Here is a 24,330-nt window from a genome sequence, read left to right on the forward strand (position 1 = left end):
TCCCGCTCTTTTTTATGGAGTTGTTTATTTATTCAAATGAATCGTATCTGGTAGTCAATAGCTTGCGATCGCCAAGGGTATTGTCGATTCTGGCCACGTTTAACCAGAACTTGTTATCTCGTACCGAAGGAATAGGATAGGCGGCCTTTTCGCGTGAATAGGCATGTTGCCAATTATCACCAACCACTTCGTATTCAGGGTGTGGTGAGTTGACAAGTACATTATCGTCTTTGTAGGCCGTACCTTCTTTCACTTCCTGAATTTCCTGATAGATAGTGTGCATCACATCGATAAAGTTATCGAGTTCAGCCAGGCTTTCACTTTCGGTTGGTTCAACCATTAATGTACCATGAACTGGGAATGAAAGAGTAGGAGCATGGTAACCGAAGTCCATCAGTCGTTTGGCAATATCATTTTCCGAAATTCCTGTTTGCTGGAAAATATCACGGCATTCCAAAATCATTTCATGCCCTACAAAACCATTCGCCCCACTATATACTATTCCATAAGTGTCTTTTAGACGTGCTGCCATGTAGTTTGCATTCAGAATGGCAACAGCGGTTGCTTTGGTCAGTCCTTCTGCACCCATCATGCGGATATAACCGTAGGTAATTGGCAGTATACCGGCGCTTCCATACGGAGCAGAAGAGACTGTGTTCTTCGTGCCGCCTTTGAACGGATGTTCGGGCAGGAATGGAACAAGATGTTTAGCCACACAAATTGGGCCGGCACCTGGTCCACCGCCGCCGTGAGGAATGGCAAATGTTTTATGAAGATTCAGGTGACAAACATCAGCTCCAATAGTTCCGGGATTGGTGAATCCAACCTGTGCGTTCATGTTGGCGCCATCCATATAGACCTGACCACCACATGAATGAATGATATCGCAAATTTCTTTTATCTCTGTTTCGAAAATACCGTGAGTGGAAGGATAGGTAATCATCAGCGCTGCCAGTTCATCGCGGTTGGCTTCCGCTTTTGCCCGCAAATCTTCCATATCTACATTACCAAATTCGTCGCAGTCGCAGATAACCGGAGTAAATCCTGCCTGCACGGCCGATGCAGGGTTTGTGCCGTGTGCCGATGCCGGAATCAGAATTTTGTTGCGATGTCCCTTGCCTTTTACTTCCAGATAAGTACGAATGACACGAAGTCCGGTATATTCACCGGCAGCACCTGAGTTTGGTTGGAAGCTTACACCTGCAAAGCCGGTAATTGTTTTTAGGTATTCGCCCAGATTATAAATCAACCAAGCGAAACCTTCCACTTGATCTTCCGGTGCAAATGGATGGAGACCTGCAAACGACTGGTTTGATAATGGGAAAAGTTCAGAAGCGGCATTCAGTTTCATGGTGCACGAGCCCAATGAGATCATGGAATGAGCAAGAGAAATATCTTTGCGATCGAGACGTTTGATGTATCGCATCATTTCGGTCTCTGTATGATACTGATTGAAAACCGGATGAGTAAGGAAACTACTCTTGCGCTTAAAAATTTCTTTCAGAGAACCTGTTTCAGGGATTGAACTAATTTCCGGAAGTTCTTTCTCTGCTGCAATCGAAAAGATTGAAACCAACACATTGATATCACGGATATCGGTTGTTTCATCGATGCTGATTCCTACATCACCATTTTCGAAATATCGGAAATTCACCTTTTTGCTTTCAGCTATTGTTCTTATCTGACTTGCTGATATTTGGTCGAAAAGTGAAAAACGAAGTGTATCAAAAAATTGAGTATTATGTTGTTTGTACCCTAGCTTTTTAAGTACTTTGTTTACATAAGTGGCTGTCAGATGGATGCGGTTTGCTATATTCTTTAAACCTTCGGCACCGTGGTAAACAGCATAGAATCCGGACATAGTAGCGAGCAATGCTTGTGAAGTACATATGTTCGACGTAGCCTTTTCGCGTTTGATGTGCTGTTCACGTGTTTGCAGTGCCATGCGATAGCATAATTTACCGTATTTGTCTTTGGACCAGCCAATAATACGACCAGGCATGCTTCTTTTATATTCGTCGCGGGTAGCGAAGTATGCAGCGGAAGGACCTCCATAGTACATAGGGATACCCAGTCGCTGAGTGGAACCGAATACGATATCTGCACCCCATTCTCCTGGAGGAACCAGCAAGGCAAGACTGAGGATATCGGCTGCAACTGCAACTTTGCATCCTGCTGCATGAGCTTTTTCAGTAAATCCACGATAATCTTCCACATTTCCATCTGCATTGGGGTATTGAACTATGCAGCCAAACATATCGGGGGTAAATTCAACCTCTTTGTAATTTCCGGTTTGCACCATGATTCCTTGATGAAGTGCGCGCGTATTGATTACCGCCAAGGTCTGAGGAAATATCTTTTCATCAACGAAAAGGATATTGGCACCCGACTTTTGCTGGTCGCGAGTGCGAAGTCCAAACATCATAAAGGCTGCTTCTGCGGCTGCGGTAGCTTCATCTAACAAAGAACAGTTAGCTAGTGGCATGGCAGTCAGGTCGGTAACCACGGTTTGGAAGTTCATCAAAGCTTCCAGACGTCCCTGCGAAACTTCCGACTGATAGGGCGTATAAGAAGTGTACCATACCGGATTTTCGAGTACATTGCGCTGAATAACGGCAGGAGTAATGGTGTCGTACCAGCCCATGCCAATATATGAAGTGAAGAGCTTATTCTTGGCTCCCAGTGCATTAACATGTTCGGCAAAAGCACGTTCAGTCATTGGCGCCGGAAGATTCAGTGGTTTCTTCAGGCGGATATTAGAAGGAATGGTCTGGTTTATCAGCTCATTCAGACTTTTTACACCAATGGTTGACAGCATCTTTTCCATATCTTTCTCTTCGATGCCGATATGTCTGTCTGATAATAAATCTGTTTTCATAGTTGTTATTTATTAGCTTGAGGTGATTATTTAGTTATTTCGTAGACTTACCTAAAGAATGGATTTTCGGTTTTTTCTGTTCCTATTGTTGTTGGAGCGCCATGTCCCGGATAAACAACCGTTTCATTAGGCAGAACAAACAGACGGCTGCAGATGTTTTCCAGCAAATCGTCAAAGTTTCCTCTTGCCAGGTCGGCTCGTCCTATGCTTCCCTGAAACAGAACATCTCCCGAGAACATGCAGTTCTCTTCTTTACAATAAAATACCAGGCTGCCGGGAGAGTGCCCTGGCACATGGATTGCTTCAAGTTTTGTGTTTCCGAAGGAGATTATGTCTCCATCGCATATATATTTTCCAAGAGGAACAGGCTCTTCTTTCAGCTCAAAACCAAACATGCGCGATTGCTTTGGTGCCTGTTCCAGCCAGAACTCATCCGCTTTGTTGGCTTCAGCTTTAATACCAAATTCGTGCAGCATAAAAGGGTTGCCGAATATATGGTCAAGATGAAGATGGGTGTTAAGCAGGTGCTTGATGATTAATCCGTTGTTATTAATGAAATTTTTAAGCGCCTGTTTCTCCTCTTCATAAAAGCATCCCGGATCAATGATTACTGCTTCGTTTGTTTCATCACTCAGAATGTAACAATTCACCGGGAACATATTGAATTCAAATCTTTTGATTCTCATAAATCATTTTCTTATACTAGTGGAACATAAACAACTTTTTTTGTTTCAAAGAATTCTTCCTTGAAGTAATCGCTTATGTTGTAAATAACCGTTTTATTTTTAAATGGTAAAGTTTCGTGTTGAAGTTCACCTCCTTTAAGACAGATGAGCCCGTTGGGTAATGCGTTTATTTGTTTTTTTGAGATATTCTTTTTAATAATATCAATTAAGTCGGCAAGTGGCATCACAGCACGACTTACCACAAAATCGAATTGTTGTTTTTCTTCCTGAGCGCGGGCATGACGAAAAGTAACATTCTTCAGGCCGATGGCATTTGCCACTTCTGTTGCTACTTTTACCTTTTTGCCGATGCTGTCTACCATGTGAAATTTTGTTTCAGGAAAGAGAATGGCGAGTGGAATTCCTGGAAAGCCTCCTCCTGTGCCCAGGTCCATCACAGTTGTACCCGGCTTGAAATTTATAATTTTTGCTATACCGAGCGAATGCAGTACATGATGTTCGTACAGATTAACGATATCTTTTCTGGAAATCACATTAATTTTAGCATTCCAATCGACATATAAATCATAAAGAGCAGCAAATTGCCTGCACTGCTCTTCGGTTAAGTTGGGGAAATATTTTTGAATTATATCCATTGTTATTAGTTCGTAATTTTTAGTCTTATCTGATTTTAATAGAGTTTACTCACAGGATTTTCCTCATTCATCAGCGGTTTTACAGCCGAATAGGGCAATTTAATGGTTGTAGTACCCATTGAGTATGGGGCAATCTCGTATACATTATAAAAGAAGCAGATTCCTTTATCAGTAAAATAGAAGTTTTCAGTGGGGTATAGAGGTTCTGTAATGAAGTAACCTATATCTTCCAGTTCTGCTTCACTAGTCACTTTATTGTCTTTTTCCAATTGAGCCAGTAAAAGTCGGGTTAGTGCCTCTTTGTTCACCTCACTAAAAAGGTCTTTCAGCTGGATTCTTTTTCCGGTTTCCATATTGAAGTTTTGAAACAGGGTGGCTTTATATCCATGTGCCCCACCGGTATATTCATTGGTGTTAATCTCGAAAACAAGCACTCCTTCATCGCAGAACATCACGTCTGTCCGGATACTTTTTGTGTAGTTATACCATGCATAGGTGAATTCGTCGTCAGGTTTTTTCTTCTGATCAGCAAGATAAAACTGCTCCACATCTTGTTTGTAACCTTTAACGTAATCCTCTTTATACATTGCAACTGCCTTTTGAGGGTCCATGCCTTTGTATTTGCTTCCAAAACAGATATTCATCAGTGAGTTGTTGATGCTGTCTTTTACAACCTTATCGGTCGCATCTTTGATGTATGTAAAATGTATATCCAGTTCACAGCAAGGTTTTGCAGTGTCATTGAAAAGGTGAGAAGTTGTTTTTATTGCAATGCTGTCGGCATTCAGCTCTTTTCCATCATATTTAAGTCGGGCAATACCGCCTTTGTTCTTTTCATTGCAGGAGATAAAAAATATTCCTGTCAGGAAAATCAAAGATATGAGCCCCAATGAGTTCTTTTTCATCTTCATAATTCGTTAAAAAGATTTGTTTTATTATCCTTTTGTCATCGACAAATATAAAACTTATTAACGAATCGAACTAACATAATGAGAATTTTTAATTGCGAAAAATCGCATAATTCTTTATATCTTTGCATTAATGAAAAAAGGAGCGAAGTTAATATTAGCTTGTATTCTCTCATTCACAATTGCTTATGTGGGAGGATTGCCTCAATTAATTAATTGCTACTGTGCATGTTGTTGTAAGAATAGCCATAAAACAGAAGCAAATAATAGCTGTTGCGGGGTAAAATACTATGCAGAATTCAGACCGGTTTGCAAGCAGCATCCTTTTAACTCTGAATGTAATTGCTCACAAAAACACAAGCAAGGGTGTAAAGACCCTCTTCTCAAAATTGATTTGCAGAAAGAGACTCACGATGACAAGTCCTTGCTGTCTACGTTATTCTTCTATCCGGCCGAAAATTATCTATCGGATAAATTATTCTATGACAACAGCCAGGGAGTTGTTTCCTGTGTTGTACCACCACCTTATTTCCCTTCATCACGTTTCTATCTTAGCCTGTATTCTACTTTACTTATTTAGTTAATAATTTCGTCGGTATGATTAAGGAGTTTGTTGGTGTTATGTTGGCAAAATGCTCTACAGGTTACCCTTATTAGCTCTACAGCTTACATATATAAGGTGTACACCTTATTTTAATAACGAGTAGGTCATTCTTCCGATTCATGCCGAATAAATCCTTTAACTATAGGCATGAATTACCTTAGCTAGCGCCATATTTCTGCTAACTGAAACTTTGTGTCAGATATACAGGGGCATTTCGTATAGGATACTTCCCTATAAATTAAAAACAACCTGAAATAAAAATGTTTTTTATTCTATTGGGTTGAACAATTAAACCATATTTTTGTTAATGCAAACGTGCAAACTGATTAGTTATGAAAAAAATAATAAATAAAACCTATCCGGTACTAAATATGCATTGTGCCGGATGTGCAACGAATGTAGAGAAAACTGTAAGAACCCTTCCGGGGGTGGAAAAGGGAGATGTGAATCTGGCTTCAAATTCGCTTTCAATAGAATTTGATTCTCTGATTCTCTCTCCCGAAAAACTTCAGCTTGAAGTACGCAATGCCGGGTATGACCTGATTATTGAGGAAGAAAACGCAGTAGAACTACAAGAGGAAGAACAGAGAAGACGATTCCTGAAATTAAAAAGCAAAACAATTTGGGCCTGGGTGTTGGCGGTGCCCATGATTCTGCTCTCCATGGTTTTCATGAATATGCCTTATGTACACGAGGTAATGTTGGTGCTTGCATTGCCTTCAATCTTCATATTTGGAAATTCATTCTATATTAATGCCTGGAAGCAATTAAAGCTAGGCAGAAGTAACATGGATACACTGGTGGCATTGAGTACATCAATTGCGTTTCTATTCAGTCTGTTTAATACATTCTTTCCAGAATTCTGGACTTCTCGCGGCTTGCAGCCACATGTTTACTATGAGGCGGCTACGGTAATTATTGCATTCGTGCTTTTAGGCAAGTTGCTTGAGGAAAGAGCTAAAGGCGATACTTCGGCTGCGATTAGAAAACTGATGGGATTGCAACCTAAAACGGCTTCTTTGATTAGGAACGGGGAAGAAGAGACGGTTCTGATTTCTCAATTGCAGGTTGGCGATTTGATAAGGGTGCATCCGGGCGAGCAGATTCCTGTTGACGGTGCACTCGCAGAGGGGCATTCTTTCGTTGACGAAAGCATGATTAGCGGAGAATCAATTGCCGTTGAGAAGAATGCCGGCGACCAGGTGTTGGCAGGTACTATCAACCAAAAAGGCTCATTTGTGCTAAAGGCTTCCAAAGTTGGGAAGGAAACTGTTCTGGCAAATATCATCCGTATGGTACAAGAAGCACAAGGAAGCAAGGCCCCGGTGCAGAGAATTGTCGATAAGGTCACTGGTATTTTTGTTCCGGTGGTGTTACTGATATCCATTCTTACATTTATCGTCTGGATAATATTGGGAGGAACCGATTCTTTCTCTCATGCATTGCTATCGGCCGTATCAGTGCTTGTTATTGCTTGTCCGTGTGCATTGGGACTTGCCACGCCAACTGCACTGATGGTAGGGATAGGTAAGGGAGCCGGCATCCACATACTTATTAAAGATGCACTGGCATTAGAACAAATGCGGAAAGTGAATACTGTAGTGCTCGATAAAACCGGCACACTTACTGAAGGAAAACCGGCAGTCTCTAAATGGCTATGGAAACAAGATAAGGAGATTACGGGCAGGGATATTCTTCTTGCAGCTGAAATGAAGTCTGAACATCCGTTGGCAACTGCAATTGTAGAAGAACTTCAATCGCAGGGAATTACTCCGGCAGATGTAACCTCTTTTCAAAGTCTCACGGGTAAGGGTGTGCAGGCTCAGTATGAAGGAGAAACCTACTGGGTTGGTAACCTTAAATTGCTGAATGAATTTCGGGCATCGGTGGACGATTCTTTGCAGGAAATGATAACAAAGTACTTGATGGAAGGCAAGAGTGTTGTCTATTTCGGACAGGGAGATACTCTTTTGGCAGCCATTGCAATTAGTGATAAAGTGAAATCTACCTCGGCTGAAGCAGTGATGGAACTTCGTAAAATGGGAATCAGGGTTTGTATGCTTACCGGTGATGGAAAAATAACAGCGGCTGCTGTGGCCGATGAGCTGGGAATAGGCAATTACAAAGCCGAAGTTTTGCCTGCCGATAAAGAAAACTTTGTGAAAGAGCTGCAGAACGATGGTAGGATAGTGGCTATGGTAGGGGATGGAATAAACGATTCGCAAGCACTTGCCCGTGCCGATGTAAGCATAGCGATGGGCAAAGGAACAGATATTGCTATGGATGTGGCGATGGTTACGCTGATTACATCAGATTTGATGTTGCTGCCAAAGGCATTTAAGCTTTCAAGGCAGACAGTGAAGCTGATTCATCAGAATCTATTCTGGGCGTTTATCTATAACCTGATAGGTATTCCTATTGCAGCCGGTCTGCTTTATCCGTTCAGTGGACTTCTTCTCAATCCAATGATTGCAAGTGCAGCCATGGCTTTCAGCTCGGTTTCGGTTGTTCTGAATAGCCTGAGCTTAAACTGGAAGAGGTTATAATATAAAGTGTCTGACGCTTACTGAAATTCGGTGCTGAAAAAGAGTGCGGAATCAGTAAGCGTCATCACATTTATTATGACCGCTAATTTATTGAACGAATTAAACGGTGTAGGTTCTCATTTTATATTTAAAGTGATTATATTTGCTTGCGACTTTAAATGACATCAATATCATTTAAGTCATACTTAAGCAATCTATTTATTTCAGCGAGATTCCAGAGCTTTTAAATAAGTCTGATTAAGGCTGAAGAGAACTTAAATTATAACACGATGAAACTTGAATACACAGACTGGCAACTGATTACTTATGCCGAAGCATGGCAACAACAGACCGCGCTTTTCGACGAACTTATCCGCGCCAAGATGGCGGGAGAGCCTTATACCAATAACATTATCACCTGCGAACATCCGCACGTTTACACTTTGGGACGAAGCGGAAAAGACCAAAATATGCTGATTAGTGAAGAACAACTCCAGAAAATGGGCGCATCTCTGTATCACATTGACCGGGGTGGCGATATTACTTATCATGGACCGGGGCAGATTGTTTGTTATCCTATCCTGAATTTGGAAGATTATCGTCTGGGGCTGAAAGAGTATATCCATCTGCTGGAAGAGGCTGTAATCAACGTGTGCAGTCATTACGGAATAAAGGCCGACCGTTTAGCCGGAGCCACCGGAGTATGGCTGGATGGTGGAACACCCAAAGCCCGAAAGATATGTGCAATTGGAGTACGGAGCAGTCATTTTGTAACCATGCACGGACTGGCATTCAACATCAATACCGACCTGAAGTATTTTCATTTCATCAATCCATGCGGATTTATCGACAAAGGTGTAACTTCTCTAGAGAAAGAACTGAACCAGAAGATAGATTTGGAACAACCGAAATCGATGTTACGTTCTGAGATTGAACGACTTCTTTCCAGACAATTATCTGAAAACTGAAAGAGGCTGCAGAAGTCGCTCTACAATATGAAAGAGTTATAGTTTGTATTCCGTACAAAAATACGAAAACGAGTGTTCGAAATCCTGCAGTATGAATGAGTTTAGTTTGTACTTTCAATAAAAAAAGGAAGGCCTTGTAATCAATCATGCGGATTGATGCTGAATAGCTTCTCAAACGAAACATTATGAAAACAAAAAGAAGGGGTTATCCCGAAATTGGAACAACCCCTTCTTTTTGTTTTTTCTTCGGGTCTTAATATGACACCTTTCTCAAATATTCAATTCTCAGAGAAATAACTTTATTTTTTCAATAACCTCTTTTTATATTTACCGTAAGATGATTCAATAATAATCAGTCACTTACGCCTTTCAGGTTTAGACTTTTTTCATTTTTACTTCAATAAGTAGAGATCAATCTTCAATATTACAACTATTTATGGAGTGAGAATTGTATTCAGCGGTATAATCTGGGCTCTTTTGCATCCGGGGAAATTGGCATCTATAAGAGCATTCAGTTCTTTCACCTCATCCTTGTATTGCGTACGAAGTCCACAATTAATAAGCTCCTTCAACGGATATTTTTCTGCTATCCTAGACAGCATCTCTTCCTGAGAGGGAGCTTCAATCAAACGACTGTATTCCTCGTAAGTGTAATTAAGAAAAACCACATTTTCGTTTATCCCTCTGTTATCAAGCAAATATCCATTCTTCAAAGAAGTCGGCTTGGCCAGTTTCCCTTGGTAATAAACATCCGAAGGGGCAGGATAGGAGACAATCTTCGTCTTTTCGCTATTCATTATAACTGGTACCAAGTCCGTAAAGTCCTTGATTGTTTTATATACAACAGTCTGCGGACCAGGAACAAATAGAATTTTTCTTTCCATAACAGAATCAGTAATATGTTTTTCTGCAGTCTTGCCGCTGTGGCAAGAAAGCAGAGAAAAAGTCAAGACGAAGAGTGTCAGAATATCCTTTTTCATTCATCTATTTTTTTATAAATTTATAGGTCTGAGTGCCTGCTTCAGTTACCGACTGTAATATATAAGCTCCGGCATTAAGCTCATTAACCGGAATTGCAATTTCGCCGCTCATTTCAGGTGTCATTAGCAATACCTCTTTTCCTGTCAGGCTGATGATGCGGATTGTTTTAACCAATTCTTCCGATTTCAGATAAAGCTTGTCAGTTGCCGGGTTTGGATAAATTGCCAGATTCAGCTTAGCTGCATCTTCAATACCTGTTCCATCATTGACAAGGGTGAACTGAAGTTGCGAGTAGTAGCTTGGTCCAAATGCTGACCAACTGCTTATTGCGTTGTTCCAATAATAAGGAATAACCAAATAAAGACCTGCATCAATGTTGATATTTCCGTTGAAAGTAACAGTCTTCTCTTCATTGGCATCCAGAATCATCTTCTGATATCCGATATATGTCAGTGAGGAACCTCCAGTTTTCGGGAAAATAAATGCCACAACGTTGTTGTCAAAATAACCACCGGTATTCTTTATGTGAGCTGTAAGCATTGCATTGCTTTTGCTTACATTTGATGCATCTGGGAAAGCTATTTTAGATGTTAAAGTAAACACCGGATCACCAGTTGGAGTTGCCAAAACATCTACCGTGATAGGATTGCTCAGATTGACAAAGGTTATGGCATTATCACGGTCATTAGCCGGATCGTACATTGCCGATAAATTATATTGTCCCGGAAGCATTGTAACATTTCCTTCCAGATAGAAGTTCTTTGTCTCGCCGGCAGGAATATTAATTGGGTCATTGCTTACTATTTGTGTAGTACTGCTGTTATTAACAGATTTCAATTGAATAACCAGTACAGAATTATATTCGCCTCCTGTATTGGTGATGCTTACGTTAAATCTTCCTGTTTTACTTTGATAAAGATTTCCGGTAACAGTCAAAGAATTTAATGTGAGTTTTGGCATTACATCTGGAGTAGAGAAGGATAAGCCTGAAGATGCAACCGTGACATTCAGATAGTTAGGAGTTCCAACTTTTCCTCTCATAATCTGCCAGTTGGTATCTCCTGTTGGTTTATATACACTATATAGTTTATAATTGCCTGCACTGGTGTTAGCCGGAATTGCTACATTATTATAATCAATATTGGTCCAACCATAATAAGTTTTGAGGTCTGAAATACTGTAAGCATTTGATAGTTGTTTCACAAATCCGTTTTCATTATATAAAGCAAGGCCTATAAGACCATTGAATGTATTTATTCCCCAATTTCGAGGTGCCACGGAAATTGTAAAAGTGCCGTTACGAGTTGTAGATGTTACAGATGATGTGACCGGGGAACTTATATTCAGCAGATACGTTGGAGTTGTAGCGGCTACGCCACTCTTCTGTACACCAATAACAATATCCTGACTAAAATTAAATCCACCACTGTTTCCACCACCAATACCTAAAGTGCCCGGATTTAGAGCGCTTAGTTCAAAGTATCCGTCAGAGCTTCCGCCCCATCCCCAGTTAAAGTGAAACAGACCGTTGCTGTCGTATCCGTCACATACAAACTGATGACCCACATCTGTTGAACTTCCTGAATATAATACAGGACGTTTGGCATTCAACTCCGTTTTTAGCATTGATACCCATTCGGCATTGTTATAATAATCTCTTAAATATAGTTGCAGGTTTGCATCGTAACCAAAGTATTTAATGAGCGATTGAGCCATTGCTACAGTACTTGCTGCACTAGATTCTCCATAATCCATATTTACTGCGACTCCGGCATGATACATCAAAGTCGCTACTGCATCTTTTTGAGTTTGATTACTGGTGCTTCCATAGGTATCTGTCATGTTAGCCCAGTCATAAGCGGTTTGTGAAAAGTCTACAGTCAGTGCTCTTTTAATAATGTCAGGGGTATAAGTATTTGAGCCTGTGCCACGTACCGGCCATTGATGATACTTCATAACCTGTGCCATGGCTGTAGCAACGCATCCAGTAACTGCTCTTTTATACGTTGTACTATCAATTACCGGACATAAGTTATTATATGGTGAACCTTGATTCCATTTAATGCCACCTAACAGTGGAGAAACTGTAGTTGAAAATGTAGCTTCTTTGGTACTGATGGTTGTGGTTGCAGAAGATGTTACACTTGAAGATTCAGGCTGTTCTACAAGACTCATCAGTTCTTTCTGATAGAAACCAAGCCAGGTTGAGAAGCTCGGTGGGAGGTTATTTATATCAAAACTACCGCTATCAGAATATCCCAAAATTTCTTTAGCACGATCATCTCCCGAAACGATAATAAACCCGTTGTTATCACCGATATTGAATACATAATACAACGCACTTCCAGTGGTCGACCGGGTTGCAATGCCATTGTTGCAGGTGTAAGCAAGAGTCAAAGTAGCACCCGTTGACATCCTTTTTGTTGAAACTTGTGACTTCTGACAGAAAGAATTTGCAATTGTCAAGGCTTCGCTGCTCGATCTTGATTTGGCAAATACATTGCCAACAAGAAACATGAAGAGTATGAGGAATATGGGCTTTCTCATTTGTTTTCTATTAGATTATTACTATTAACATTTATTTCTTGATAAACTTATTTGTTGTTATTGCTCCTTCCATGTTTATCCGGATTAGATATACCCCATTGGCTAATGATGACACAGGAACTGAAATAAGTCCATTAGCTAAAGGTTTAAGGAGCAATATTTGTTTGCCTGATAGGTCGGAAATTTCTATTGAATTAACAGACTTTACAGAATTTATGCAGAGATAATCAGTTGTAGGATTGGGATAGATGGTCAAAGAATTGTTGGTAGGAGAAGATATACCTGTGCTTGAATCGTTTCTCATAGCAACTATTCCGTTTTCAACCTGAATATTGAAATAACCAACTTTGCCTTGAAGCGCTCTCATTTTACTCCATGTGGTTTCATCGTTTCCTTTATAGATGCTATATATCTGATATGCACCGCTGCCGATGTTGGTTGGCAATGCCAATCCTGTATAATTAATTGTATTATCCTCAAAATAGCCATTGTCAAATCCAGCCATACTCAGATCTGTTTCACCAAGCACTGCTGCCAGATTATTATCCTGATAGATACCTATTGCAGCTTTTCCAGTGAAACTTGTAATTCCGGCATTATAAAATGGTACGGTCAGATTAAAAGTTGTTTTTGGTGCAGCATCAATAGAAAAAGTCATTTCCGATTCATCATTTAACAAAATCTGATACGAAGGTGTCGATGTTGTTGATGGCTTTTGAATCCCTATAGTCATGTCTTGAAATACGGTATAACCGCCATCTGTAGAGTTCTCAGGATTGAGTGAAGTGAGCGTGTAATAGCCATCTCCATATCCGCTCCAGCCCCAGTTGAAATGATAAAGATTGTCCGTATTATATCCGTCGCATACAAAAGCATGGCCATCTCCATTGATGGTTCCTCCTCCATATAACACAGGTCTGCCATTTATTAACTCGTTCTTTAGTATAGCTTCCCATTCAGCAGCAGTATAGTAGTCACGATAAAGAGTACGCAGGTTAGAATCATAGCCAAAATACTTTATCAGTCCAATTGCTGCATCTTCATCGTATGCTGCACTACCATCTGTTCCGTAATCCATACTTGCAGCAACCCCACAATGATACATTAATGTTGCCACAGCATTTTTTTGAGTCGTGGTGCTCGTACTTCCATAAGTATCGGTCATGTTAGCCCAATCATATGTAGTAGTCGAGAAATCTACAGTCAACATTTTATTTAATGTTTCGGAAGTATAGCTTTTCTTACCTATTCCGGTTATCGGATATTGATGATATTTCATAATTTGTGCTACAGCTGTTGCCACACAACCTGTATAGGTTGATTTCGTCCCTGATTTCGGACACAGCAAATTATATGGAGATCCTTGATCCCATTTGGTTTGTCCAAGCATAGGAAGCACAGAAGAAACATCTGAAGTCCTGGGAGTAATGTTTAAGGTTGAGGTTGATAATGTAGATTCTTCACTATTGTTCATCAAATATTGAATTTCCTTTTGATAACCACTCAGCCAGCTCTGTAGATTCTTGGGGATGCTGTCAATAGAAAAATCTCCTGAGAAGCTGTATCCTAATATCTCTTTAGCTCTTTTATCACCTGATATTATTACAAATCCATTTTGACTGCCTGCATTAAATACATAATAGTATACATTGTTGTTCGTCTGAGAATCTATATTCAATGACGCTGCTTTATGTGCTAACTTAAACGTTGATGCAGATGTCCTTGTTGCAGGTGTTCCTTGAATTCTTTTATAAAATTCGGATGCAATATTTTGTACTTCAGTATATGTTCTCGGTTGCGAATATCCAGTAAAAACTGTTGAAATAAAGAGGAATAGTGAGGCAATCGTATTTCTCATAAAGTATACATTTATTATACATATTGTTTATTTGAAACAAAAATAAGTATATTTCTGAGAATTCAAAGATGAAATTAAAACAAAGATTTTATGAGCTGATCTATTTTATTATTCTGAAATAATATGGATCTCACAAAACAATGAACAACAAAGGTTTCTGTTACATTTTGAATGTTCGTATATTACATATCAAAAATGTTTCAAAGAATAATCTTTGTTTGACTTCAGCTGTTATTGTTTGAATTTTAAATAGAAATCAACAGTTTCGGCGGTAAGCAGGTCAATCGGCATATAATTAATTGTATTCACATCTTTTTTAAAAATCAAATGATCACACAAAGCTTTAATTCCATTATATCCCTGAATTTCAGGTTGCTGGGCAATGAGCATTGAAACCGAACCATTTTTTAGACAAGAAACATTCCTTTCAAGTAGATCATACCCGATAAGAATGAAATCATTAGTCTCTTTTTCTTTCAGATATTCGCCAATAATATATACTTTTGAATTAAATGTGATTCCACAGATTACAGAAGAATGTTTTTTAAAAAAATCATCCAGTAGTTGTTTGTCCTCTTCAGCTTTTTTGGGATTAAGGTTCAATTCCGTAATAAGACATGAAGGAAAGTGCTCTTTCATATATTTCCTAAATCCTATTTCTCTGTTTTCTTGCTGATTTGATCCAATGATCCCTTCTTTTAACTGACGGAAAATGACAATTTCATTTGTGCCATTTGCTGATAACATTAACATTTTAGCAGCAAAATATCCGCTTATTTCTGAGTTTTGTCCATAAAAGGAAAGCGGCTGTAATTGTGGAATATTTGAGTCTAAAAATATATAAGGAATAGAAAGGGCTAAAAGTTTATCTGTAAAACGGTGAGTGAATTCAGCTCTGGTGGGAGAAAGTAATACTCCATCCGGCTTTTCGGCAACAATTATATTACCAGCGGATATAAACGATGTATAATCAAAAGGATCATAAAAAAAGAACTTAACTGAAATATTGAAGTCTGAAAATGCAGAAACCGCCTCATTAACTCCATTTTCCACAGCTGTCCAGTATTCCCCTTCAAGATGCTGTGGCAGCAAGCATGCAAAAAGATACTTTTTATTTGAAGCGAGTGCGCTGGCATACATGTTTGGATGGTAATTCAGCTGTTTCATAATCTCCTCCACCCGCTTTTTACTACTTTCTGATACTCCGCTTCGTCCATGAATTACCCGATCTACTGTACCCACTGATACATTTGCTAACCGTGCAATGTCTTTAATCCTTATTCTTTCTGGTAATTCATTCATAATTGAAGGTTTATTTGATAGTATTATAGCAGATCACATTATCTCGATCAACTTTTTTTCAATACAAATATATAACAATCTTTTTATTTTCGAAAATATTAGTATCTTTGTGCACGCACACGATGGCTAATTATTGAGTGCATTACAGTATAATGTGTAGTATAATTGAAATTTCAGATTAATTATTAGGATTCTCTTCGAATCCTATAGGTAAAAGGATAATTATATATTAAATTTTTGAGATGATATTATGGGAAAGAAAGTAGTTACTTTTGGAGAGATTATGTTGCGCTTGGCAACTCCTGGTTATTTAAGATTTTCACAGACAAAAGAATTTAATGCCACATTTGGAGGTGGAGAGGCAAATGTCGCTGTTTCTTTGGCAAACTATGGGATTGATGCTGAGTTTGTAACACGACTGCCTAATAATGATATAGCTCAGTCATGCATTATGGACCTTCGTTCTCACAACGTAGGTACAAACGAGATTATTTTTGGTGGTGAACGTTTGGGTATCTATTTCCTCGAAACCGGAGCTGTTGCCCGTGCATCAAAGGTTGTATACGACCGTGCGCATTCTTCGATATCAACTATTCAACCAGGAATGGTTAACTGGAAAGAAGTATTTAAAGATGCTCAGTGGTTCCATTGGACAGGAATCACTCCAGCTCTTTCGCAAGGTGCTGCAGATGCATGTTTGGAAGCCATTAAAGTGGCCAATGAAATGGGAGTAACAGTATCAACAGACCTTAACTACCGCAAGAATCTTTGGAAATACGGCAAGAGTGCATCAGAAGTAATGCCTGCATTAGTAGAAGGATGCGATGTGATTCTTGGAAATGAAGAGGATTGTGAGAAAGTTTTCGGAATTAAACCCGAAGGATTCGATGTTTCATCAACCCATGGTGAAGTGAATGCTGCTGAATTTGAATCGGTATGTACTCAGATGATGAAGAAATTCCCACGTGCTAAGAAGGTTATTATCACTCTTCGTGGCTCAATTAATGCAAACCACAACACATGGGGCGGAGTGCTTTATTCAGATGGTACTTTAAAGCAATCCAGAAGATATGACATTACCCACATTGTTGACCGTGTAGGTGGTGGTGACTCTTTTATGGGCGGATTAATCTACGGATTGATTTCCTATCCGAGTGATGACCAGAAGGCTTTGGAATTCGCGGTTGCAGCATCTTGTCTGAAACATACAATCTATGGAGACTATAACCTTGTGACGGTTGCCGAAGTAGAAAACTTACTAGGAGGTGACGGTTCAGGTCGTGTATCCCGATAATAAAAATAGTAATACTGAAATAAAATGGCTAGATTTTCAAAGATAGAGGTGCTGAATGCAATGTCAAGCACCGGAATGGTTCCTGTTTTTTATCATAAAGATGCTGAAGTTGCGAAGAATGTTGTAAAGGCATGTTATGATGGAGGTGTAAGAGCCTTTGAATTTACCAATCGAGGTGATTTCGCTCAGGAAGTATTTGCCGAACTGGTGAAATGGGCTGCCAAAGAGTGTCCGGATATGATACTGGGAATTGGTTCGATTGTTGACCCCGCAACCGCAGCAATGTATATTCAGCTGGGAGCTAACTTTATTGTTGGTCCGTTGTTCAACCCGGAAATCGCAAAAGTCTGCAACCGTCGCCTGATTCCGTACACTCCCGGATGTGGTTCTGTTTCGGAAATTGGTTTTGCACAGGAAGTGGGATGCGACTTATGTAAGGTTTTCCCTGCCGGCAATGTAGGCGGACCATCATTCGTTAAGAATGTAAAGGCTCCGATGCCATGGTCAATGCTGATGGTTACCGGAGGTGTTGAGCCAACAAAAGAGAATCTTACAGCTTGGATTAAAGCTGGAGTTACCTGTGTAGGGATGGGTTCTAATCTTTTCCCGAAAGAAGTTGTTGCGGCTCAGGACTGGGGATGGATTATAGATAAGTGCAAAGAGGCTTTCGGATATATAGCCGAGGCAAGAAAGTAGATAATTTGAAATCTGGTATTATTCCCTGTTTGCTTGCATGCAGGAGATAATTACGCCGGATTTTTCGAATAAAAGAAATGCCTTTGTTTGTTTGAGGCAATTTTTCATTTTTGTTGGTGTTTAAAGGGGGAATAGCCACCGGGAATTGATGAATATAATCATCTGTCCGGTGGCATTCTTTTTCTATGCCTTTTTATCTTTTTGAACTAGCTTAAGTATACGTGTTACCGCAAAGGATTGTTTATGGAAGATAAACATGGGAACGGCTACACCAACAACAAGTGCAAATAAAATAAAGATGGTGGTTGCTCCGTTTCTGAAGATGTTTACTATTATATTCACAGACATTTCGTTGTCCTTGCATTGAATGAATTTTACCAGAGCAAGTACAGTTTTATAAGCATACATTCCAGGAATCATTGGCAAAAGTGAAGGAAAAGAGAAAACTTCGGCCGGACAATGAATCTTCTTAGCAAAAAGGATACTAAGCATACCTATGGCAAAAGCAGCGATAAAAGATGCACTGGCTATATCTATGTTAGTACTATGCAAAAGGAAATAACGCAAACCGTGTCCTATTGCTGCTAATAAAGCAGATACAAAGATTGCTTTACGAGGAGGGTTTGAGATTACAGAGAATCCGATAGCTGCAATTGCAGCAAAAAAACCATCGAAAAGAATTGCTTCTAAAAAATTATTGTTCATCATAATGTTTCAACTCCAAATAATAATAATGTAAGTGACAGACCGATTGCAATACAGATAATAAGCAAAGCAGCGTTTATTAATCTCGACGTTCCGGCAAGAACATGGCCTTCAATAATATCGATAACCCCATTAATCAATGGAACTCCCGGAATAAGATAAAGAACGCTGGTTCCTAATGCAATTTCAGGAGTATTCCCGATATGGTAAAGCAAACTGGTACATGCAATCATTGAGGCTGTAAATGCAGAGAATACAAACACAAACATATGATTGAAATGTCTTTCCATCAGTTGCTGACGAACAAAGAATCCAACCAGAGTTGCGATAAAAACAAGCAGCATCGCAGACCAGTCGCCGGTAAACAGACGACAGAAAGATGCATTTGCGCAAGCCACCAGAAATAAAACCAACCACTTGTTTAATCTGGGTTTATTTAATATTTCGGTATACTTTTCCTTCAATTCATCAAGAGATAAATGTTCATCATAGGCTTCCCAGCTGAGGGAACTGAGTCGTGAATTGATTTCAAAGTTCAGTGCCATCGACTTGATCTTGTTTACAGTGCTGTAAGAATGGGTGTTATCCTTGTCGCGCAAGGTCATGATAATGGTCTTTTGGAAGATTGTCATATCGACATAAAAACCAAAGGATTCGGCAATTCGGGAAGTGGTCTTTACAATGCGTGAAGAGTGAACCCCCACTGCCATCAGGCTGGTTGAATAATCCGATAAGAACTTAGACAACTCTTTAAGTCTATGATGAATGTCCATAAATAAATATAATTTGTTTAAATTTTATTCAGCATTGTGGAATTCAAAGTATCGAATCAGATTGAAAGGTGTTATTTCTTTGGGGGCGCGAAGTTAATCAAAAAATCAATTCTATGGAAGAAGTTTTTTATTCAAATTTACACTTTATAATCCCTTCTTATGATTTATAATTTTTTAGTAGAAAAAAATAGCTATATTAAATAATAACATTTTATAATCTGTTAAGTTTAGCTGTTAAAATCAATTTTATATATTTGTAGAAATATAGATAGTTAATGAATAAACTTCTAAATATATTTATCCAGACTAGCGTTATTCTTACGCTTTCATCATTTTTGTCGTGCACCCGGACGCCTTCTGCGCAGGAGGTTCGGTTGCTTGATTCTCTTAATCGACGTTCGTACGATTTACGGTATAAAAAACTCGACTTATCATATAAGGAAGCTTTGCTGGCATATCAAAAAGCTGATAAATATAGCCAGGGGAAAGCTGAAGCCTGCAATAATCTGGGTTTCTGTGAATTCATGAGGATGGATTTCGATGCTGCTGAGAGGTATTTCAAAGAGGTATATAAATCTACTCAAAACGAGTTGGAACTGGTTATTGCCGATATCGGGATGATGAAGATATACCAGCGAACCTCCATGAACAAAGAATATTATGATTGCCGTAACAGCGCGGTACGCCGGATGAAGCGAATAGACGAAGACCAGTCGGTCTTTGTTGATCCTCATGATAAACGAAGATTAAACTATGCCCGTTCTGAGTTCTTCATTGTATCTTCTATATATTATTACTACTTGCAACAGGAACCCGAGGCAATTCAGTCCATTAATCAGATACAAAACACCGACCTTGAAGGAGATACGGCTCAGACATTATACTACTATTACATCAAAGGTTCAGCCGAACTGTTTGAGAAGAGTAATGTGGAACAAAGAAACATCAACGAGTTTGATGAGTTGTTTAAATGCTGGACCATGAGCCGCAACAACAAGTTTATCTATTTCGAGGCGAATGCGCTTCAGGGATTCTTTACTCTTTTTAATAACAAGAGCATCTTTACTCAGATTTGCAACGAACGCCCTCGGGCAATTGAAACATTGAACGATTTTTATCATTTTCAGGAGAAGGAAGTTACACCTTCCGACTCCGTGTTTACCTTAAAGCTGGCGCAGACTTCTCTTCAAAAGTTTAAGAAATACAATGATATCTACCAGATTGCAGGAGTATATGTCTCTATCGGTAGATACTATAATACGCATGGTTCTTATCAGCAGGCGCTTGATTCGCTGAGTAAAGCACTAGATTGCGTGAATCTTCATCACACACTCTATTATGAAAAAGGTAGAAAAAGCGTTGAAAAGCTGAAGCCTTTCTCGGAACAGGATACAATATACACGGAACTTGGTTGGATTGCCAAAGATGAAATTAAAACAGTTCCGGAATGGATTGCCCGAATCCGAGAGCAGTTAAGCGTGTCTTATGCCGGACTTGGCATGAAAGTTCCTTCAAACTATAACCGGAACATCTATCTGGATATTCTGGATTATACCCGTCAGGACAAAGAGTTGGAGAGCCGTTCAAAAGAACTGGAGAAAGAAGATAGTCAGTTGAATCTGCTATCTTTGTTTGTGCTTTCAGGAATACTATTGCTTTTTATCCTTTTCTGGACACTAAACTCACGCTCAAAGGAGAGAAACCGTCGATATACCAACAGGCTGAAAGCTACGCTCGAAGTGTGCCAGCGCATCACGGCCTCAATACCTGTTGATGTAGAGACCATTGACGAAATAGTGCTGGCGGTAGGAGCAGCCATTCAGACTGATTTGAAACAACTTTTCCAGGCATATTCCCTCAGAATCGGCATATTCGATAAAGAGACAAACGATTTCATCTATCCATCTGTTGAAGATGAAGTTATGGAAGATGAAGAGTCGGAATCTGTTGAGCATGAGATTATTGAAGAAAACCTGATAAAATCATTGTTTAATCTTTACTTACCGGAAAATGAGCATCCCGTGGGAGTCATCGAGCTTTATACCACTCGCAAGATGACTAAGGAGGAAAAAACGTTGATGAATTTAATTGCTCCCTATATTGCCTGGACCTTGGGCAATGGGCTGACATTCATCTCTTTAGGCGATGAGCGAATGAGGTTGGAGAAGCAACGCTACGTTTACGAACAACATATTGCCGAGAACAAGCGGCAGAACCTCATTAAGAAAGCTTGTATGGGGATTGTTTACGGAATTACTCCCTACATGGACCGTATTATTAACGAAGTGCACAAGCTCACGTCTAAAGGTTTTATGCAGAATGAGACCATTAAGTACGAAAAGTATCAGTACATTGATGAGTTGGTAACCAAAATCAATGAGTACAACGACATTCTAGCTCTCTGGATAAAGATGAAACAGGGCTCATTGAATCTGAATATTGAGAATTTTGAGTTGAATGAACTTTTCAAAGTTCTGGCCAAGGGACGGAAGACTTTTGAAATGAAGCAACAGACATTCCGTATTGAACCCACCAACCTGACAGTGAAAGCGGATAAGGCCCTGACTTTGTTCATGATAAACACCCTGACAGAAAATGCGCGAAAATATACACCGGAGGGAGGAACCATCCAGGTTGAAGCAAAGACTGAGGATAATTACGTGGAGATTTCTGTTTCTGATACGGGAAGAGGAATTTCGCCCGAGGATGTTGCACGGATTCTGGGCGAGAAAGTCTACGATTCCAGACAGATTGGGATGGATTCTTTAGACAAGGAAGAGATCTGGAAGAATAAAGGCAGCGGGTTCGGGCTGATGAACTGTAAAGGGATTATTGAAAAGTATCGCAAAACAAACGAGCTTTTCAAGGTTTGTACATTTAATATCGAGAGCGTGCCGGGGAATGGAAGCCGTTTCTACTTCCGTTTGCCAACCGGAGTGCGTAAAACGCTGAGCGTTCTTCTTATTCTGGTTTTATCATTCGGACTAGGCTCTTGTGGCCGATTAAAGAAACCGATTGCAAAAGGCACATATTCAAAAGAGTCGGTATCGGAACAAAAAAAAGGCGAATACAACAAACTGCTGAACGAGGCCTCACTCTTTGCCGATACTGCCTACTATTGCAACGTAATCGAGAATTACCCTCTGGCTTTGCAGTACGCCGATTCGGCCATTAACCGACTGAATCGTCATTATGCCAAGTTTGCCCGTTCTCCACGCTATTATATGTCTCTGAAAGGACAGGGAACATCGGCCGAAATACATTGGTGGAACAACATGTTCGATACCGATTATTATGTAATGCTCGACATCCGCAATGAGGCAGCCGTGGCGTTTTTGGCGCTCAAACAGCTGGACAACTATCAGTACAACAACACTGCTTACACACGGCTTTATAAACTGGTGAGTGAGGACTACTCTCTCGAAGAGTATTGCCAGAATCTGGAACGGTCTACCAACAACAAGGTGGTGGCTTTTATTCTGGGAATCATCGTGCTGATCATCTTTTTCACGGGCTACTACCTTCTCTATATCCGTAAGCGGCTGATAAACAGATGGAACTTGGAACAGGTGCTCGAAATAAACAAGCAGGTGCTGGCTTCCACGCTCTCTCTCAAAGATATCCCTCATCACATAGTTAATAATTGCTTTGATGGCATCAATGAGCTCCTTAATATTGATATGCTGAGCATTGGTGTGCTCAACGAAGACACTCATCAGCTGGAATTTGCCTATAATCCACATCAAAACGATTGGCACCAGAGCACTGAAGGCGAAGCCGGCGAACACGAAACGCTCAAGGAGGTGATGCAGCGTTGTTTTGATACACAGGAATATACTGAGGGAAAACTGAATGCGCTTACAACGTATGGTGGCGGTCAGTATGACATATATGTGCAGTCGCTTCCGCTGATGGTGGAGGTGGGAGAGACTCATCGTTGTGTAGGTGTTATTGCTTTTTTGAGGCAGGAGGGCAGTGAGCGCGAAAACGACCGTCTGTTGATAGAGTTGATAACCAATTATGTTGCCATTGTTGTATTCAATGCAGTGGTTAAGCTGGCTGTAAAGTACAGAGATATCGAGTCTGCCGAAGAAGAGACCCACCGGGCTTCGTGGGAAGACAGTCTACTTCACGTGCAGAATATGGTGCTCGACAACTGTCTCTCTACCATCAAGCACGAAACTATCTATTACCCCAGCCGCATTAAGAACATCATTGATAAACTGGCTAAACAGAAACTATCTCCGGATGAAGAGAAAGATAACATTGAAACGATTGTTGAGCTTGTTGATTACTATAAGTCTGTTTTCACCATCTTGAGTTCTTGTGCCGGACGGCAGCTGGAGGAAGTAACCTTCCGAAGAGGAACGGTAGAGGTGGACGAATTACTGGAATATTCGCAGAAATATTTCCGCAAAATGACACGACGATCGCAAAACAAGATATCACTCCAGACGCAGACATGCGGACTGAAAATAACAGGGGATGTGATTCAACTCAGGTTCCTGCTCGAGAATCTGCTGGATGAAGCTCTTACAGTGGCCGAAGATGGTGAGTTACATTTGGAAACAAAAGCTGACGGGGAATATGTACGCTTCCTGTTTACCGACAGAAGAAGGGAGAAAACAGTGGAAGAACTGAATCAGTTGTTCTATCCCGACCTGGCACGCATGACGGCATCGGAAGAGGGAATACTGAAGGGAACCGAATATCTTATATGCAAGCAGATAATACGCGATCACGATGAGTTTGCCGGTCAGCGCGGCTGCCGCATTAATGCCGAACCTTCCCCGGAAGGTGGATTCACCGTCTACTTTACCATTCCAAGAAGGAGAGGGCGATAAGGGTGGTCTACGGTGGAGCTTAGTAAATCTCAGGCGAATGTTAAGGGGTTTATTGGGCAATGAATGAACAAAAGGCGTACACCATATTTTGATAATGTGTAGAACTTAACAATGTAAGGTGTAGAC

At 40.1% G+C, this 24,330-nt stretch carries 16 protein-coding genes; 6 read left to right on the forward strand and 10 right to left on the reverse strand.

Annotated elements, in window-relative coordinates:
• Positions 1-28: 28 nt before the first annotated feature.
• The 4 genes from gcvP to ABWU87_RS04075 are packed head-to-tail and all read right to left on the reverse strand — an operon-like array spanning position 29 to position 5,104.
• The gene (gene gcvP / locus ABWU87_RS04060; protein ID WP_353333515.1) at positions 29-2,878 is read right to left on the reverse strand and encodes an aminomethyl-transferring glycine dehydrogenase; all 2,850 of its coding nucleotides are present in this window, start codon (positions 2,876-2,878) and stop codon (positions 29-31) included.
• A gap of 47 nt (positions 2,879-2,925) precedes the next feature.
• Positions 2,926-3,564 (reverse strand): MBL fold metallo-hydrolase, encoded by a 639-nt coding sequence (locus ABWU87_RS04065; protein ID WP_353333517.1) that lies wholly within the window; start codon positions 3,562-3,564, stop codon positions 2,926-2,928.
• An 11-nt stretch (positions 3,565-3,575) separates the two neighbouring features.
• Positions 3,576-4,199, reverse strand: a complete 624-nt coding sequence (gene rsmG / locus ABWU87_RS04070) for a 16S rRNA (guanine(527)-N(7))-methyltransferase RsmG (protein WP_353333519.1) — start codon at positions 4,197-4,199, stop codon at positions 3,576-3,578.
• Between the two features lie 35 nt (positions 4,200-4,234).
• Entirely contained in the window at positions 4,235-5,104 is an 870-nt protein-coding gene (locus ABWU87_RS04075) for a DUF3298 and DUF4163 domain-containing protein (protein WP_353333521.1), read from the reverse strand.
• 136 nt (positions 5,105-5,240) lie between these two features.
• On the opposite strand from ABWU87_RS04075, the gene ABWU87_RS04080 reads away from it, so the two are divergent.
• The 3 genes from ABWU87_RS04080 (at position 5,241) to lipB (ending at position 9,204) form a co-directional block, all read left to right on the forward strand.
• Positions 5,241-5,687, forward strand: a complete 447-nt coding sequence (locus ABWU87_RS04080; RefSeq protein WP_353333523.1) for a hypothetical protein — start codon at positions 5,241-5,243, stop codon at positions 5,685-5,687.
• Between the two features lie 356 nt (positions 5,688-6,043).
• Complete coding sequence (locus tag ABWU87_RS04085; RefSeq protein ID WP_353333525.1) at positions 6,044-8,257, forward strand: heavy metal translocating P-type ATPase; 2,214 nt, start codon at positions 6,044-6,046, stop codon at positions 8,255-8,257.
• Between the two features lie 269 nt (positions 8,258-8,526).
• Complete coding sequence (gene lipB, locus ABWU87_RS04090) at positions 8,527-9,204, forward strand: lipoyl(octanoyl) transferase LipB (RefSeq protein ID WP_434533905.1); 678 nt, start codon at positions 8,527-8,529, stop codon at positions 9,202-9,204.
• Positions 9,205-9,638: 434 nt separating this feature from the next.
• Here lipB and ABWU87_RS04095 read toward each other — a convergent pair whose 3' ends face one another.
• From ABWU87_RS04095 to ABWU87_RS04110, 4 genes are all read right to left on the reverse strand, one after another.
• Positions 9,639-10,184 carry a hypothetical protein gene (locus tag ABWU87_RS04095; protein WP_353333527.1) on the reverse strand — a complete coding sequence of 182 codons (546 nt, stop codon included), beginning with the start codon at positions 10,182-10,184 and terminating at the stop codon, positions 9,639-9,641.
• Between the two features lie 4 nt (positions 10,185-10,188).
• The gene (locus ABWU87_RS04100) at positions 10,189-12,732 is read right to left on the reverse strand and encodes a thiol protease/hemagglutinin PrtT (protein ID WP_353333528.1); all 2,544 of its coding nucleotides are present in this window, start codon (positions 12,730-12,732) and stop codon (positions 10,189-10,191) included.
• A 31-nt stretch (positions 12,733-12,763) separates the two neighbouring features.
• The gene (locus tag ABWU87_RS04105; protein ID WP_353333529.1) at positions 12,764-14,590 is read right to left on the reverse strand and encodes a thiol protease/hemagglutinin PrtT; all 1,827 of its coding nucleotides are present in this window, start codon (positions 14,588-14,590) and stop codon (positions 12,764-12,766) included.
• A 231-nt stretch (positions 14,591-14,821) separates the two neighbouring features.
• A complete protein-coding gene (locus ABWU87_RS04110; protein WP_353333531.1) occupies positions 14,822-15,892 on the reverse strand; it encodes a LacI family DNA-binding transcriptional regulator in 1,071 nt (356 codons plus the stop codon).
• A gap of 250 nt (positions 15,893-16,142) precedes the next feature.
• Between ABWU87_RS04110 and ABWU87_RS04115 the strand changes: the two genes are divergently transcribed.
• Both ABWU87_RS04115 and ABWU87_RS04120 read left to right on the forward strand, forming a co-directional pair.
• Positions 16,143-17,186, forward strand: a complete 1,044-nt coding sequence (locus ABWU87_RS04115; protein ID WP_353333533.1) for a sugar kinase — start codon at positions 16,143-16,145, stop codon at positions 17,184-17,186.
• Positions 17,187-17,210: 24 nt separating this feature from the next.
• Complete coding sequence (locus ABWU87_RS04120; protein ID WP_353333535.1) at positions 17,211-17,882, forward strand: bifunctional 4-hydroxy-2-oxoglutarate aldolase/2-dehydro-3-deoxy-phosphogluconate aldolase; 672 nt, start codon at positions 17,211-17,213, stop codon at positions 17,880-17,882.
• A 183-nt stretch (positions 17,883-18,065) separates the two neighbouring features.
• Here ABWU87_RS04120 and ABWU87_RS04125 read toward each other — a convergent pair whose 3' ends face one another.
• A complete protein-coding gene (locus ABWU87_RS04125) occupies positions 18,066-18,590 on the reverse strand; it encodes a threonine/serine exporter family protein (protein WP_353333537.1) in 525 nt (174 codons plus the stop codon).
• Positions 18,587-19,360 (reverse strand): threonine/serine ThrE exporter family protein, encoded by a 774-nt coding sequence (locus ABWU87_RS04130; protein WP_353333539.1) that lies wholly within the window; start codon positions 19,358-19,360, stop codon positions 18,587-18,589. The genes ABWU87_RS04125 and ABWU87_RS04130 overlap by 4 nt, the downstream gene beginning before the upstream one ends.
• Before the next feature lie 275 nt (positions 19,361-19,635).
• On the opposite strand from ABWU87_RS04130, the gene ABWU87_RS04135 reads away from it, so the two are divergent.
• Positions 19,636-24,204 carry a DUF5113 domain-containing protein gene (locus ABWU87_RS04135; RefSeq protein ID WP_353333541.1) on the forward strand — a complete coding sequence of 1,523 codons (4,569 nt, stop codon included), beginning with the start codon at positions 19,636-19,638 and terminating at the stop codon, positions 24,202-24,204.
• The last annotated feature ends 126 nt before the right edge of the window (positions 24,205-24,330 follow it).

This window comes from Bacteroides sedimenti (assembly GCF_040365225.1).
GTDB lineage: Bacteria > Bacteroidota > Bacteroidia > Bacteroidales > Bacteroidaceae > Bacteroides > Bacteroides sedimenti.

Excerpts from the sequence above, each read along its gene's own strand:
- ABWU87_RS04075 (WP_353333521.1), bottom strand. The coding sequence starts at position 5,104 with ATGAAAAAGAACTCATTGGGGCTCATATCTTTGATTTTCCTGACAGGA.
- ABWU87_RS04135 (WP_353333541.1), top strand. The coding sequence starts at position 19,636 with ATGAATAAACTTCTAAATATATTTATCCAGACTAGCGTTATTCTTACG.
- ABWU87_RS04105 (WP_353333529.1), bottom strand. The coding sequence starts at position 14,590 with ATGAGAAATACGATTGCCTCACTATTCCTCTTTATTTCAACAGTTTTT.
- ABWU87_RS04125 (WP_353333537.1), bottom strand. The coding sequence starts at position 18,590 with ATGATGAACAATAATTTTTTAGAAGCAATTCTTTTCGATGGTTTTTTT.
- ABWU87_RS04065 (WP_353333517.1), bottom strand. The coding sequence starts at position 3,564 with ATGAGAATCAAAAGATTTGAATTCAATATGTTCCCGGTGAATTGTTAC.
- ABWU87_RS04120 (WP_353333535.1), top strand. The coding sequence starts at position 17,211 with ATGGCTAGATTTTCAAAGATAGAGGTGCTGAATGCAATGTCAAGCACC.
- ABWU87_RS04095 (WP_353333527.1), bottom strand. The coding sequence starts at position 10,184 with ATGAAAAAGGATATTCTGACACTCTTCGTCTTGACTTTTTCTCTGCTT.
- ABWU87_RS04110 (WP_353333531.1), bottom strand. The coding sequence starts at position 15,892 with ATGAATGAATTACCAGAAAGAATAAGGATTAAAGACATTGCACGGTTA.
- gcvP (WP_353333515.1), bottom strand. The coding sequence starts at position 2,878 with ATGAAAACAGATTTATTATCAGACAGACATATCGGCATCGAAGAGAAA.
- lipB (WP_434533905.1), top strand. The coding sequence starts at position 8,527 with ATGAAACTTGAATACACAGACTGGCAACTGATTACTTATGCCGAAGCA.
- ABWU87_RS04115 (WP_353333533.1), top strand. The coding sequence starts at position 16,143 with ATGGGAAAGAAAGTAGTTACTTTTGGAGAGATTATGTTGCGCTTGGCA.
- ABWU87_RS04100 (WP_353333528.1), bottom strand. The coding sequence starts at position 12,732 with ATGAGAAAGCCCATATTCCTCATACTCTTCATGTTTCTTGTTGGCAAT.
- ABWU87_RS04085 (WP_353333525.1), top strand. The coding sequence starts at position 6,044 with ATGAAAAAAATAATAAATAAAACCTATCCGGTACTAAATATGCATTGT.
- rsmG (WP_353333519.1), bottom strand. The coding sequence starts at position 4,199 with ATGGATATAATTCAAAAATATTTCCCCAACTTAACCGAAGAGCAGTGC.
- ABWU87_RS04080 (WP_353333523.1), top strand. The coding sequence starts at position 5,241 with ATGAAAAAAGGAGCGAAGTTAATATTAGCTTGTATTCTCTCATTCACA.
- ABWU87_RS04130 (WP_353333539.1), bottom strand. The coding sequence starts at position 19,360 with ATGGACATTCATCATAGACTTAAAGAGTTGTCTAAGTTCTTATCGGAT.